This window comes from Streptomyces deccanensis (assembly GCF_022385335.1).
Taxonomy (GTDB): Bacteria; Actinomycetota; Actinomycetes; order Streptomycetales; family Streptomycetaceae; genus Streptomyces; species Streptomyces deccanensis.
On the sequence record NZ_CP092431.1, the window covers coordinates 8978018 to 8992025 of the forward strand.

At 70.8% G+C, this 14008-nt stretch carries 10 protein-coding genes and 1 tRNA gene; 7 read left to right on the forward strand and 4 right to left on the reverse strand.

All coding sequences use genetic code 11. From position 1 onward, the window contains the following. Window positions 1–115 precede the first annotated feature (115 nt). The 4 genes from L3078_RS39490 to L3078_RS39505 all read left to right on the forward strand — a co-directional run bounded on the left by L3078_RS39490 (window position 116) and on the right by L3078_RS39505 (window position 5489). Window positions 116–274, forward strand: coding sequence for a hypothetical protein (locus tag L3078_RS39490; RefSeq protein WP_239759029.1), 159 nt, complete (start codon window positions 116–118; stop codon window positions 272–274). Continuing rightward, complete coding sequence (locus L3078_RS39495) at window positions 271–1521, forward strand: FxsB family cyclophane-forming radical SAM/SPASM peptide maturase (protein WP_239759030.1); 1251 nt, start codon at window positions 271–273, stop codon at window positions 1519–1521. The genes L3078_RS39490 and L3078_RS39495 overlap by 4 nt, the downstream gene beginning before the upstream one ends. Window positions 1522–1568: 47 nt before the next feature. Further along, window positions 1569–1642: transfer RNA gene (locus L3078_RS39500), tRNA-Pro, on the forward strand. A gap of 508 nt (window positions 1643–2150) precedes the next feature. Then, a complete protein-coding gene (locus L3078_RS39505) occupies window positions 2151–5489 on the forward strand; it encodes an NACHT domain-containing protein (protein ID WP_239759031.1) in 3339 nt (1112 codons plus the stop codon). A 69-nt stretch (window positions 5490–5558) separates the two neighbouring features. Here the strand turns inward: L3078_RS39505 and L3078_RS39510 are convergent, their stop codons facing one another. Continuing rightward, window positions 5559–6764 (reverse strand): helix-turn-helix domain-containing protein, encoded by a 1206-nt coding sequence (locus tag L3078_RS39510; protein ID WP_239759032.1) that lies wholly within the window; start codon window positions 6762–6764, stop codon window positions 5559–5561. 270 nt (window positions 6765–7034) lie between these two features. On the opposite strand from L3078_RS39510, the gene L3078_RS39515 reads away from it, so the two are divergent. Next, window positions 7035–7577: a peptidoglycan-binding domain-containing protein gene (locus L3078_RS39515; protein ID WP_239759033.1), complete on the forward strand. Its 543-nt coding sequence runs from the start codon at window positions 7035–7037 to the stop codon at window positions 7575–7577. Window positions 7578–7670: 93 nt separating this feature from the next. Here L3078_RS39515 and L3078_RS39520 read toward each other — a convergent pair whose 3' ends face one another. Then, window positions 7671–8657 (reverse strand): glycoside hydrolase family 43 protein, encoded by a 987-nt coding sequence (locus L3078_RS39520; protein ID WP_239760666.1) that lies wholly within the window; start codon window positions 8655–8657, stop codon window positions 7671–7673. A 169-nt stretch (window positions 8658–8826) separates the two neighbouring features. Between L3078_RS39520 and L3078_RS39525 the strand changes: the two genes are divergently transcribed. After that, complete coding sequence (locus tag L3078_RS39525) at window positions 8827–9810, forward strand: aldo/keto reductase (protein ID WP_239759034.1); 984 nt, start codon at window positions 8827–8829, stop codon at window positions 9808–9810. A gap of 19 nt (window positions 9811–9829) precedes the next feature. Here L3078_RS39525 and L3078_RS39530 read toward each other — a convergent pair whose 3' ends face one another. After that, on the reverse strand, window positions 9830–10249 hold the full coding sequence (locus tag L3078_RS39530; RefSeq protein WP_239760667.1) for a MarR family winged helix-turn-helix transcriptional regulator: 420 nt from the start codon (window positions 10247–10249) through the stop codon (window positions 9830–9832). Window positions 10250–10516: 267 nt separating this feature from the next. On the opposite strand from L3078_RS39530, the gene L3078_RS39535 reads away from it, so the two are divergent. Continuing rightward, window positions 10517–11485 (forward strand): alpha/beta hydrolase, encoded by a 969-nt coding sequence (locus L3078_RS39535; RefSeq protein ID WP_239759035.1) that lies wholly within the window; start codon window positions 10517–10519, stop codon window positions 11483–11485. Window positions 11486–11564: 79 nt separating this feature from the next. On the opposite strand, the gene L3078_RS39540 is transcribed toward L3078_RS39535, so the two are convergent. Further along, entirely contained in the window at window positions 11565–13784 is a 2220-nt protein-coding gene (locus tag L3078_RS39540; RefSeq protein WP_239759036.1) for an NADP-dependent isocitrate dehydrogenase, read from the reverse strand. Window positions 13785–14008: the final 224 nt, after the last annotated feature.

The window sequence follows — 14008 nt, forward strand, 5'->3', positions numbered from 1 at the left end:
TTCCTGATGTTTACTGGCGGTTCGTTGCTATTCTCCGTTCGGAGTTACGGCGTGATCGCCACCGCCGCATATGTCCCCCATCTGTTCAGGTTCCCGGGAGAACGGTGTCAGCCCTATGGTTCCGTCAACCGCCCCCGCAGATCCCGACCTTGTCGTCGCGGACAACGCTCTGGGGCACGTCCTGCGCCGCGTGGAACACGAGGCCGCCGATCCGGACAGCACGCACTTCGCCGAGTTCGAGTCGTCGATCGACTTTGAAGCGCCGATGAGGTGACCTCTCCGCCGGTTCCGCCGCCTCCGGCGCCCCTGCGCCAGTTCATCCTCAAAGTCCACAGTCGCTGCAACCTGGACTGTGACTACTGCTACGTCTACCACTCCGCCGACACCAGCTGGCAGGCCAAACCCCGGGTGATGGACCTGACCGTCGCCGAGCAGGTGGGGCGGCGTGTCGTCGAGCACGCCGTGGCCCATCGGCTGTCCGAGGTGCGCGTAGTGCTGCACGGTGGGGAGCCGCTGTTGCTCGGGGCCCGGCGGCTCGGGGAACTGCTCGGGGTGGTCGAGCGGGGGCCCGCGGAGGCGGGGGTGCCCGTCCGTTTCTCCGTGCAGACCAACGGCGTGCTGCTCACCCCCGACATCCTGGACGTGCTGCGGCGGTACCGGGTCGGCGTCAGCGTCAGCCTCGACGGCACCCGGGCCGGACACGACCGGCACCGGCGCTTCCCCCGGGGCCGGGGGAGCCATGGACGGGTGACGCAGGGCCTCGCTCGGCTCGGCGCGACCGACTACCGGCACCTGTACGCCGGTCTGCTGTGCACGATCGACCTCGCCAACGACCCGGTCGAGACCTACGAGGCCCTGCTGGCCTCCCACCCTCCACGCGTCGACCTCCTCCTGCCGCACGGCACTTGGGAGACCCTGCCCCCGGGACTCGCCGATCGGCGGCGGCGGATACCCACCGTCCCGCCCGTGACCGCCCGGGACGTGCCGGCCCCCACGGCGGCGACCCCCTACGCCGACTGGCTGCGGCAGGTGTTCGACCGCTGGTACGACGCACCCGTACGGGAGACGGGCATCCGGCTGTTCGAAGAGCTGATGGCCGGCGTCCTCGGGGGTTCGATGCGCACCGAGTCCGTCGGTCTGGCCCCGGCGACGCTGGCCGTCATCGAGACCGACGGTTCCATCGAGCAGTCCGACTCCCTCAAGGTCGCCTACGAAGGGGCGCCGGAGACGGGGCTCGATGTCTTCCGCCACAGCTTCGACGACGTCCTGGACGAGCCGCTGGTCCGTCAGCGGCAGTCCGGCGCCGCCGGACTCGGACCCACCTGCGGACGCTGCCCCCTGGTCACCGTGTGCGGGGGCGGCCTCTTCGCCCACCGGTACGCCCCCGGCAGCGGCTTCCGCAACCCCTCCGTGTACTGCGCCGACCTGGCCGCCCTGATCCTCCACATCCGGGGCCGGGTCCGGGCCGACCTCCCCGGGGCACCGCTGGGCCTGCCCGAACTCGACGTCAGGGGCACGTAGGGTAGGGTTTACCTGCGCGTTCACACGGAACTCCGTGACGAGCGCGACGGGACGTGGCGCAGCTTGGTAGCGCACTTGACTGGGGGTCAAGGGGTCGCAGGTTCAAATCCTGTCGTCCCGACTTTACGAAGTCGCAGGTCAGGGGCCGCTTCAGAGGAAATCTGAAGCGGCCCCTCGATCGTTCTTGGGGACCGCTCGGGGACCAGGGCGCCTGACGGGGCGGTGGCGCACCCTGACTCGGTCATGCCACGGGGCGGTCGCCAACTGGCCCTGACAAGGCCTCCGGACGTGCCGGTGTGTGATCAGGCAGCCGGCACGTCCGAGCACTGCGGGAGCGGCGATCGTCCGAAGGTCGGAGCGCGCCGGTCGGCGGCGGGACGCGTTCTCGGCCGGGTGGCCGCATGACGTCCCCCGCGATGCGGGTGTCATGGGTGTCATGAACGCGGCCGCACTCCGCGTACGGACCCTGCTGGACCGGCCGGGTGAATGACGGTGGGGCAGCCACCCGATACGGAATCAGTCACCACGTGAACGTTGGAAGGAGACCATCGAGCCGGCTGACACGGCAGGGGCACGGCAGGGCTCGGCCGTGGCGGGTCCGCAAGAGCGGGTGGTATTACCTCTCGCTCGTGGCGACGCTGCTGGGCGCGCTGCTCCTGCTGTTCCTGGCCGTGACGGCACTGGTCACGCTGGCGAACGACCGGACGTTCTGGACACCGGTCCTGTGGCTCGACCAGCACTGCAAGAAGAGCAGCAATGCCTGCACCGTCCTCCAGTCGCTGATCATGCCCTTCCTCACCCTCTCCCTGGCCACGGTCGCGTACCTCTCCTTCCGGTTCACCAGGGTGCGCAGGGCGTACCTGAGGAAGGCCCGGACGACGCCGCACGAACTGGTGGAGACGGCGGGGGGCATCCTCGGAGAAGTGGTGGGCCGCGATCAGTTGTGCGAGGTCCTCATGGAGGACCAGCGGGACGCCCGGTTCCGCCGTACGCATGTCGTGGTCGGCGGCGTCGGCACGGGCAAGACGGCGCTGATCGTGCTGCTGACGGAGCAGTTCGCCCGGCGCAAGGCCCTTCCCGTGCCGCTGCGGCTGCGGAACGCCGACGCGGACCTGGATTTCCGCGAGATGGCGTTCCGACGGTTCTGCCGGGAGGTGCAGGGCTACATCCGTTCCGACGCGGAGGCCGAGAAGGTGTGGCGCAGGCTGTGCCAGCAGGGGCGGATCGTCGTCCTCGCGGACGGCCTCGAAGAGGCGCTGACCGATGACACCATGGCGGAGGAACGCGACACCGTCATCCGGCTGGCGATCCGGCGGGCCACCGACGAGCGGCTGCCGCTCATCATCACCTCCCGCCCGCACGACTCCCTGCGGGGCATGGAGGCCTCCCTCACGGACCTGGAACCGCTGAGTGAGGAGGCCGCGCTCGCGTACATCTCCTCGGGCAGTGCCTGGGAGGACCGGCAGCGGCTGGACTGGATCGTGGAAAAGGCCGGCATCGCGGAGGCGCCCACCTACTTGCAGATCGCCGGCGAACTCCACGAGGAGGGCCTGCTGGAGCGCGCCCTGAACGCCAGCGCCGAGGAAGAGGCGGTGGAGACGCGCGGCGGGGACCGGGCGGGCCTGCGCCACCACCTGGTCGAAACCTGGATCGCCGCCCTGATCAGCGGACGGTTCCGGCCGGAACTGCCGCTGGGGCAGGACGAGCGACGGGCGGCCGTGCACTACCTCTCCGCGCTCGCGTGCGCGGGGCTGGCGTCGGACTCCTGCGAGGTGCACTTCACCGACGTGGTGGACGAGCAGAACCCCTCTCGGCCCCGCTACCCCGAGATCCTGGCGGAACTGGTGCGCAGGGTGGAGGACAGCAAACTGGACATTCGCCTCGCCGCCCACTGGGGCGCGCGCATGGGGCTGGTGGAGGTCGGCGGTGACAGGGTCCGCTTCCAGCACAGCGTGATCCAGGCCCACCTCGGAGCGCGGTTCATGAACGCCGTGATCCATCCGGGCGTGCCCGCCGAGCCCACGGAGGGATACGTGTTCCCGGCGGCGCTGGAGAAGCCGGGCCGCGAACTGCTGATCGCCATGGTGCTCCACTCCCGCACGCCCGAGGGTTCGTGCCGCCACGGGGAAGAGGCGCACGGCGACGGGCAGCCGTGGTGTCCCGTGTCCGCCGCGCGGGACCTGCTGGTACGGGCAGCCTGCAAGGCGCAGATGGACATCAGGGAAGAGGCTTCCCGCCCCGGCTCCCCGCTGCGGCGACCGGCCGGGGCGGGGAGCCGGGCAGCACACGAAGCACAGGAACCGGCCCCGCAGCTCTCGGGGCGGCACATCCCGGACGGGCAGCGGCTGTACGGTCGCACGCTGCACACCAAGGCCCTCGAGCTGTACGCCGCCGCGCTGGAGATCGACAGCGTGGACGCCGAGCCGCAGCAGCAAGGCATCGCCATGCGGCTGGCCACGTCATGGCCCGATCTGCGCGCCCGCGATCCGCACACGCTGCGCGTCGCGAAAGCTCTGCTCGTCTCCCGCTTCGGCGACGCCATGCGCGGCGTCGCCCGGAGCCGCACGGTGGTCCCCGCGTACCTGGAGCTCTTCGAGATCGCCCGTCTGGAGCCCTCGTACCCCATCCGCGTCGCCATCGCGCAGGAGATCGGCGCGGGCGGTGACAGCGCCTTCGCGGTGCTGCAGGCCCGGCTGCGCGGCCCGGAGACCGACCGGGACGAGACGCTGGAGCGAGCCCGGGACTGGATGGTCGACCTGTGGGGGGCGCAGGAGCCGGACGCGGACAGGGACGCGCAGGCGGAGCGCCGGGGGCACCGTCCGGCCGAGCGCGACGGGTCGCGCAGCCCCTGGGAGGCGCGCGAACGGGAGCGGCGGCGCGAGGAGCGCAGGCAGGAGGAGTCGGAGCGCGAGGAGGAGGAACAGCGGTGGCGGGACAACACCATGTGCGCCTGGCTGATTCCCCTGCTGGTCGGCTCGGTCACGACACAGCGCCACCAGAACACGCCCTACGAGTATCTGGAAAGCTGGGTACGCCGGGTCGGCGCGCCCGACGGGTCCGGCGCGCCGGCGCTCGACCTGACCGTGGAGATCGCCCTCGCCCAGGGGTTCAAGTACGCGGCGAACCGCCGCCACCGCCATCCGCATGCCCGCGCCGAGGCACGCGAGTACCTGAGCGGGCAGGCCTGGGACATGCTCAAGCGCACCCGGTTCTGGTTCACCCGCCTCACCCTGCTGCACGCGCTGACCCTGTGGGACCTGCCCGACGGGGTCACGGTGACGCGCCCCGCGCACGGCCGGGGTTCCCACCCCGCGGAACAGGTCCGTCAGTGGCTGGCCCTGCCGGACGGCAAGGAGCAGCACCCGTTCGTCGAGGAAGCCGCCCGGCTCTGCGTCCGGGCCCTGGAGACCCGGCAGCCGGAGCGGTTCCTGTGGATCGACGAGTCGGGTGTCGCCGCCCACGTCGGCTCGCAGACGGCACCGCGCGGCGAGGCGCGCAAGCACCAGCTGTGGATCCCGCCCTCGACCGGCTGGAGCACCCTCCACCCGCGGGCCCAGCAGCTCCTCGCGGACGTGCTGCTGCTCCTCAACCTCGCCGAGCGGGGCGACTGGCCCAAGGACCGCCTCCGACGCCTGCGGCACACGGCGCGGCCGGACCTGCCGCCGTGCCTGAGCCGGGACCGCAGCCCGCTCGACCCGGGGCGCACGGTCGTCCGGACGGCCACCTCCCAGGCGGGCTCCAACTGCCGTGACGACTGCTCCTTCGAGCTGTGCCCGTACCCGCCCAAGGGTCTCGACAGCCACCGTGTCGAGCTGAGCGAGGCCTTCTGCCGGGCGCAGTCCAGTGTGCTGTCACGGTCGTTCCTCCACCCCCAGGCCCCCTGGCAGCAACGCACGGACGTGGCCGAACTGCGCCGGTTCTGGGAGCGGATGGGCCAGCGAGCCCAGGACAACCCGCGTCCCCGCTGACACCGCCCCGGACGGGGGCTGCACGTCGGCTCTCTGTTGCGCGACCACGCCTCACAAGCGCGCTTTCGTTCAGGAGGGCTCCTCGGAAGGGTCCTCTGCGGGCTTCTTCGAGGACTCCTTCGACGACTTCTTCGAGGACTCCTTGTACGCGCGCTCGCAGTAGGGCCAGTCGTCGAAGTTCCCCGCGCGTTTCCAGAGGCGGTGGGCCGCCTGGATGTTCCACTCCGGTTGCAGCGCCTCGCGTGGGGTGCCGCCGAGTTCGCGCAGCCGGGTGTCGGAGATCTGGAAGACGCCCCAGTTCCTGGTGCCGTTGGTGTTGGGCAGGATGTGGAGGGGGTCGAGGAAGGACTGGCAGTCGGCGATCGCGACCGCGTGGTCGGGGTCCTCGGCGAACACCTGGCGGACGCGTTGTCGCACCTTCTTCGGCGACCAACTCCGTATCCGTGCCTGCGGATCGTAGAGCGCCCGCTTCGTCTCGGCGCCGACCACGCCGTCCGGATCGAGGTCGTGCAGCACCTGGAACGCGGTGACCCGGCGCAGGGTTTGGGGTCCGAAGGAGCCGTCCACGGAGATGTCCGCGCCTGCCTTGGCGAGCAGTCGTTGCACCTCCTTGACGCAGGTGTCGTGCTGTCCCATGCCGACCGGTTCCGCGCACGCGGCGGAGAACAGCAGCCGGCCGTCGTCCGCGTCCTCGGCTGCGGCCTGCTGACGGGTCGCCAGCGTCATCCAGGTCCCGCCGGCCACCAGAAGCAGAAAACACACCGCGAGGATCGGCACCGCACGCCGACGCCAGGGGGTCACCGCCGCCTGGGCCCCGGCCGCCGTGGCCCCGGATTCCGACACCGCTGTCGGTAGGTCCGCGGTCCCCGCCGTCGGCACGGCCTCACTCGCCGTCGGGAGCACGGTGTCCGCCGCCGGCAGTCCGGTGTCTGCCTCCGCGTCCGCCCCCGCCGTCGGTGCGGTCTTCCCTTCCGCCTTGCCTTCCGCTTCCTCTTCCCCCGCGCCTTCCGTCTCGTCGGGGGTCATCCGGCTCATGTCGGCCACGGCCCAGAGCCGGTGCAGCTCTCGTAACTCGGTGGGGGAGGCTCCGCAGATCAGCGCGAAGCGGTGTACGGGGCCGTAGTCCGGGGGCACGTACGAGCCCGAGCAGTAGCGGTGCAGAGACGATCTGCTGCTGCCGGTGCGCTGGGCGAGTGCCTCGTAACTCAGACCCGACCGCTCCTTCAACGACCGCAGGAACGCCGCGAATCGCTCCGGATCGACGGTGGCTGTCACAGGTTACCCCTAGTAATCGGTCGTTCGGAATTCGGGACCCTAGACCATTTACGCCTCGTGCGCATCTCGTGTTCATCGTGTGCGTGTTCGGTGCACGCCCCATCGATGTCCCACCGGCGTCCCAGAGCCGAGGGAACGGCGCAGGCAGTGCGGGGGACGGCATCCCACTCTCCCGTGACCTGCGGTTTTCCTTGCCGGGTCGACCGCGCCGTCGCCAGAGTCTGCGGTGCTCGCCGGGCACCGGTCCGGTGGCTCGAAGAGAGGATTCCCATGAGTTTGCGCACGCGATTCAAGCTGGCCGCCTGCACCGTCGGCGCCGTGGCCGCGGCCACCCTCGCGCTCGGGACCACGCCGGCCGCCGCGAGCGGGACGTACAGCGGGCTCGCCTACGTCTACGGTGCCGACAGCTACGTCGACGACTGGGGCAACGAGGGCATCCTGTCGACCGGCACCAACACCAACTCCAACGCCACCTGCCTCTGGCAGAAGATCCTCTGGGCGGACGGCTTCCTGAACTCCGCCTCGGACATCGACGGCAGGTTCGGCTCGGACACCAAGGCGGCGACCGAGGCCCTCCAGAGATACTTCGACCTGGGTGTCGACGGATCGGTCGGCCAGGAGACCTTCGGGCACATGGACAAGTGGCTGTACTTCGTGTCCGGCAGCACCGCCGACGGTCAGACCGCGAACCTGCGCTACGACGGGATCGTGCGCGACTTCAACCTCAGCCGCAACGCGGACGGCAACTACAGCTTCCCCGACGGCGACGGCACCACGCGGCTCGCCGGCTACAACTACCTGACCTGCACCTGATCCACTCGGGGCCGCACGGTCCCCTCGCGAACGTCGGGCCGCGCATGCCCCTTGCCGGGGAAGGGGCATGCGCGGTGGCCGGGCACGCCTCGGTCAGCCGCCGCCGTCGAGATCGGCACGCCTGCGCAGCACGCGCAGCTCGCTGCCGAAGAGCCGCATCTCGTAGAGCTTGCCCCGGGCGTTCTCGAAGGGGCGGTGGACGATCATCATCAACTGTCCGTCGAACGTGCGGAACAACATGCCGTGGCCGCTGTCCTCCCGGACCAGCGGCCGCCGTTGGTCCCACGGCCCGGCGAGGTCGCCCGTCCGGGAGACCGCGTAGGTCTGCACGTAACCCCCGCTGACGGTGCCGTCGTCGCCGGCCACGTTCTTCTCGTACGTCGACCACAGCATCAGCAGGGAGTCGTCGGGCGTCCGGTACAGCTGGGGGCCGTCGGTGATGTACGGCGCGAGCTGGTGCGGCACTCCGGCGGGGATCTGCTCGGTGAGCCAGGACGCGTCGGAGGCCTTGAAGAGGAACACCGGGTCCCCGACGGTCCGGGTCAGGTCCGGCGCCAGCCGGATCGCCTCCATGGTTCCGTCGACGGTCTGCAGCCACTCGTGCGCGTACACCATCCAGGGCTGCCCGGACGGGTCGACGTAGAGCGTGCCGTCGAGGGTCATGAGGTGCTCGGGCGGGGTGGGGCGGGTGGGGTCCACGACGGTGAACGGGCCCAGCAGGGAGTCGGACACGGCGGTGATCGTGCCGCGCATGTGGTTCGGGAGCTGGAAGGGCGTGCCCCACCGGGCGGCCGGCGGCACCGGCAGCGGCGCGTTCTCGTCGTGCAGCGTGGTGAACAGGTAGTACCGGCCGTCCCACGCGTGCACCTCCGGCGCCCACGCGCCGTCGCTCGCCCAGATCCCTGGCTGGTCGGCCGTCCGGAAGACCACGACGGGGCGGGTCCACTCCCGCAGGTCGGTGCTGCGGTAGACCATCGTGCCGGTGCCGTCTACGCCCGAGACGCTCGGGTCGTTGGACGTGTAGAGGTGGTACGTGCGGGTCGTGTCGTCGGCGACCACGAACGGATCGTGCAGCGGCATGTCGGGAAGCCGCAGCTCGGGACGGTGCGTCGGTTCGGTCGAGGTCACGGCTGAAGAGTAGTGGTCGCGGCTGAAGAGTAGTGGTCGCGAAGGGCGTTGACTTCGCGTGCGCTTCAAGTCGCAGACTCCTGTGCGGGCCCGAGAGCCGGGCGGAACGGGAGGCAACGGCATGAGGTACCGCACCATCGGAAGCGACCCCGGAACCCGTCGCGAGGTCAGTGTGCTCGCGTTGGGCGCGATGCTGTTCGGCTCGCGGACGGACGAGAGGACGTCGTTCGCGATCCTCGACCGCTATGTCGAGGCGGGCGGGAACTTCATCGACACCTCCGACAACTACGCCTTCTGGATCGACGGCGGGCAGGGCGGGCAGAGCGAGGAACTGCTCGGCCGGTGGCGGCGCAGCCGGGGCGTCGGCGACGAGATCGTCATCGCCACCAAGCTCGGCGCCCGTCCCCTGGCGCCCGGCACCAGTTACGTCGACAACGCCGAGGGCCTGTCGGCCGAGGTGATCCGGGAGTCGGCGGAGCGCAGCCGGGAACGGCTCGGGGTGGAGCGGCTCGACCTGCTCTACGCGCACATCGAGGACCGTACGGTGTCGGCGCGGGAGACCGTCGAGGGGTTCGCGGCGCTTGTCGCGGAGGGCACGGTCGGGCTGCTCGGGGTGAGCAACCACGCCGTGTGGCGGGTGGAACGGGCGCGGGCCCTCGCCGCCGCGGCCGGCCTGCCCGGCTACGAGGTGCTCCAGTACCACCACAGCTATCTGCGGCCCCGGACCGACGTCCCGGGCGACCTCTGGCCGGACGGCACCCTCGGCGCGACCACCGCCGAACTGCTGAGCTATCTGGAGGCCGAGCCCGGCCTCACCCTGGTCGCCTACTCACCGCTGCTCAAGGGCGGTTACGTACGGCCGGAGACCCTGCCGTCGGACTACGACCACCCGGGCACCCCCGCCCGGACGAAGGTGCTCGGCGAGGTGGCGCGGGAGACCGGCGCGACCGTCAACCAGGTCGTGCTGGCCTGGCAGTTGGGGGGCCGGTTCCCGATCGTTCCGTTGGCCGGGGTGTCGTCGGTGGCGCAGTTGGAGGAGAACCTGGGCGCGGTGGAGCTGGAGCTGACGCGTGAGCAGCGGGCCAGGCTCGACGCCGTGAGCTGAGGCGCGGGGACCCGCCCGGTCACGTCCGGCTGACGTTGGCGGTCAGCAGCCGCAGCAACTGCTTGGCCATGGTGTGCTGTTCGGGGGAGAGCCCCATGGCCTCGCCGATGTCCACGGGGACGGTCCGGGCCCGCTCCTCCAGCCGGGCGCCGGCGTCGGTGAGGCGGATGGCGACGGAGCGCTCGTCGTCCGTACGGCGCTCGCGGCGCAGCAGACCGCCGGCCTCCAGGCGCTTCAGGAGCGGGGAGAGGGTGCTGGACTCCAGTTGGAGCGCCGCGCCCAGGTCGCGCACGGAGATGGAGTCCCGCTCCCAGAGCACCAGCATGACGAGGTACTGCGGATAGGTCAGGCCCAGCTCGTCGAGCAGCGGTCGGTAGCGGGCGGTGACCGCGCGCGAGGCGGCGTACAGGGCGAAGCAGAGCTGGTCGTCCAGGAGCAGGGTGTGCTCCGGTGCCGGATCCGCCCCGGCGGTCACGATCTCGCCGACTGTGCTCACGGTGTCGCTCCTCGGTCCCGTGCTCTGCATGACGATCTCCCACTCTACCCGCGAGTTGTGTCGGGCCCAAAATGATAGCGCGATAAAAAATCGTGGGCGGATTAGTTGTGCACGACTGAATCGCGCGCTACTGTCGTGGTGTGCCGCCGACCCGGCGAACGACGCCGGCCCACCCCCCCCGCCCGCGGCACCCGCTCCGAGGAGATCGTCATGACCGAGACCACCCACCGCCGTCCCGTCCTCGAACCCGCCGCCGCGGCCTTCGCGGAGGCGACCGCGAACCCGCCGTACCTCTTCGACCTCGGTCCGATCGAGGGCCGGAAGGTCGTCGACGAGGTGCAGTCGGGCGACATCGCGAAGCCGGCCGTGGACGAGGAATGGGTGACCGTGCCGGGCGGACCGACCGGCGAGGTCAGGGCCCGCCTCGTCCGCCCGGCGGGAGCCGAGGGCGTGCTGCCGGTGATCCTGTACATCCACGGCGCGGGCTGGGTGTTCGGCAACGCCCACACCCACGACCGCCTGGTGCGCGAGCTGGCCGTGGGCGCGCGGGCCGCGGTCGTCTTCCCCGAGTACGACCTCTCGCCCGAGGCCCGTTACCCGGTCGCCGTCGAGCAGAACTACGCGGTGGCCCGCTGGATCGTCACCGAGGGCGCCGGCCGTGGTCTGGACGCCGACCGGATCGCCGTGGGCGGTGACTCCGTCGGCGGCAACATGAGCGCCGCGCTGACCCTGATGGCCAAGGAGCGGGGCGATGTCCCGCTGGTCCAGCAGGTGCTCTTCTACCCGGTCACCGACGCGGCCTTCGACACCGGCTCCTACCAGGAGTTCGCCGAGGGCTACTTCCTGCGGCGCGACGCCATGCGGTGGTTCTGGGACCAGTACACGACCAGCGAGAAGGACCGCGCCGAGATCACCGCCTCACCGCTGCGCGCCACCACCGAGCAGCTCCAGGGGCTGCCGCCGGCCCTCGTGATCACCGCCGAGGCCGACGTCCTGCGCGACGAGGGCGAGGCGTACGCGGACAAGCTGCGCGAGGCCGGGGTGGCGGTCACCGCCGTCCGTTACCAGGGCATCATCCACGACTTCGTGATGCTCGACGCCCTGCGCGGGACGCACGCGGCCGAGGCCGCCATCGGGCAGGCGATCGCCACCCTGCGCACGGCGCTCGGCACCGACTGAGCGTGGCGCCGGGCGGAAAGCGGCCGACCCCGGCCGGGAGTGGTCCCGGCCGGGGTCGGCGTCATGCGGAGGCGAGGGCTCAGGCGAAGTTCGCCAGCGCCTCGTTCCAGGTGGCCGACGGGCGCATGACCGCGGCGGCCTTGACCGGGTCGGGCTGGTAGTAGCCGCCGATGTCGGCCGGCTTGCCCTGGACGGCGATCAGCTCGTCGACGATGGTCTGCTCGTTCGTCGTGAGGGTCTCGGCGAGCGGGGCGAAGGCCTTCGCCAGGTCGGCGTCGTCGGTCTGGGCGGCCAGCTCCTGGGCCCAGTACAGGGACAGGTAGAAGTGGCTGCCGCGGTTGTCGATGCCGCCGACGCGACGCGAGGGGGACTTGTCCTCGTTGAGGAAGGTCGCCGTGGCGCGGTCCAGGGTGTCGGCGAGGACCTTGGCCTTGGTGTTGCCGGTGGCCGTCGCGTACTGCTCGAGCGACGGCACCAGGGCGAAGAACTCACCGAGCGAGTCCCAGCGCAGGTAGTCCTCCTTGACCAGCTGCTGGACGTGCTTGGGGGCGGAGCCGCCGGCGCCCGTCTCGAAGAGGCCGCCGCCCGCCATCAGCGGGACGACCGACAGCATCTTGGCGCTGGTGCCCAGCTCCAGGATGGGGAACAGGTCGGTGAGGTAGTCACGCAGCACGTTGCCGGTCACCGAGATGGTGTTCTCGCCGCGGCGGATGCGCTCCACCGACAGCTTGGTGGCCTCGACCGGGGCGAGGATGCGGATGTCCAGGCCCTCGGTGTCGTGCTCCGGCAGGTAGGCGTTGACCTTGGCGATCAGGTTGGCGTCGTGCGCGCGGGTCTCGTCCAGCCAGAACACGGCCGGGTCGCCGGTGGCGCGGGCGCGGGTGACGGCCAGCTTGACCCAGTCGCGGATCGGGTCGTCCTTGGTCTGGCAGGCGCGGAAGATGTCGCCCGCGGAGACCGTCTGCTCGAGCACCACGTTGCCGGCCTGGTCGACGAGGCGGACCGTGCCGGTGGTCGGGATCTCGAAGGTCTTGTCGTGGGAGCCGTACTCCTCGGCCTTCTGCGCCATGAGGCCGACGTTCGGGACGGAGCCCATGGTCGACGGGTCGTAGGCGCCGTTGGCGCGGCAGTCGTCGACGACGACCTGGTAGACACCGGAGTACGAGGAGTCCGGGAGCACCGCGAGGGTGTCGGCCTCCTGGCCGTCCGGGCCCCACATGTGGCCGGAGGTACGGATCATGGCCGGCATCGAGGCGTCGACGATGACGTCGGACGGCACGTGCAGGTTGGTGATGCCCTTGTCGGAGTCGACCATCGCCAGCGCCGGGCCCTCGGCGAGCTCGGCGTCGAAGGAGGCCTTGATCTCGGCGCCCTCCGGCAGGGCCTCCAGGCCCTTGTAGATGCCGCCGAGACCGTCGTTCGGGGACAGACCGGCGGCGGCCAGCGTCTCGCCGTACTGCGCGAAGGTCTTCGGGAAGAAGGCGCGCACCACGTGACCGAAGACGATCGGGTCGGAGACCTTCATCATCGTGGCCTTGAGGTGCACGGAGAACAGCACGCCCTCGGCCTTGGCGCGGGCGACCTGCGCGGTCAGGAACTCGCGCAGCGCGGCGACCCGCATCACGGAGGCGTCGACGACCTCGCCCGCGAGGACGGGTACGGACTCGCGCAGCACGGTGGTGGAGCCGTCGTCGCCGACCAGCTCGATCTTCAGCGAGCCGGCCTCGTCGATCACGACGGACTTCTCGGTGGAGCGGAAGTCGTTCTCGCCCATGGTCGCGACGTTCGTCTTGGAGTCGGCGGACCAGGCGCCCATGCGGTGCGGGTGCGTCTTGGCGTAGTTCTTGACCGAGGCGGGGGCGCGGCGGTCCGAGTTGCCCTCACGCAGGACCGGGTTCACGGCGGAACCCTTGATCTTGTCGTAGCGGGCGCGGATCTCGCGCTCCTCGTCCGTCTTCGGGTCGTCCGGGTAGTCCGGCAGCGCGTAGCCCTGGCCCTGCAGCTCGGCGACGGCGGCCTTCAGCTGCGGGATCGATGCCGAGATGTTCGGCAGCTTGATGATGTTCGCCGCGGGGGTCTTCGCCAGTTCGCCCAGCTCGGAGAGGGCGTCGGGGATGCGCTGCCCTTCCTCCAGGTACTCCGGGAAGACGGCGATGATGCGTCCGGCCAGCGAGATGTCACGGGTCTCGACGGAGACACCGGCCTGCGAGGCGTACGCCTTGATCACGGGCAGGAACGAGTGGGTCGCCAGGGCGGGCGCCTCGTCAGTGTGCGTGTAGATGATGGTCGAGTCAGTCACCGGGTGCTCCGCTCCACGTCTGCAACATTGCTCGACATCAAGATATCTCGTGTGGGGGTGGGACTCGACAGGGGTCGGTGTGTGCGGGGGCTCACCACGGGTGTTTTTCGCCCCCGCCGCCCCTACCCGTCCCATCCTCAAGGGGCTGCGCCCCTTCGACCCCCAAGCGTCCCTTCGGTGGGGGCTGGTCGCGCAGTTCCCCGCGCCCCTCAAAAAGCAGGGGC

Bases quoted from the DNA above. Each gene is read 5' to 3' on its own strand.
- L3078_RS39490 (WP_239759029.1), top strand. From the start codon at position 116: ATGGTTCCGTCAACCGCCCCCGCAGATCCCGACCTTGTCGTCGCGGAC.
- L3078_RS39525 (WP_239759034.1), top strand. From the start codon at position 8,827: ATGAGGTACCGCACCATCGGAAGCGACCCCGGAACCCGTCGCGAGGTC.
- L3078_RS39535 (WP_239759035.1), top strand. From the start codon at position 10,517: ATGACCGAGACCACCCACCGCCGTCCCGTCCTCGAACCCGCCGCCGCG.
- L3078_RS39515 (WP_239759033.1), top strand. From the start codon at position 7,035: ATGAGTTTGCGCACGCGATTCAAGCTGGCCGCCTGCACCGTCGGCGCC.
- L3078_RS39520 (WP_239760666.1), bottom strand. From the start codon at position 8,657: ATGCCGCTGCACGATCCGTTCGTGGTCGCCGACGACACGACCCGCACG.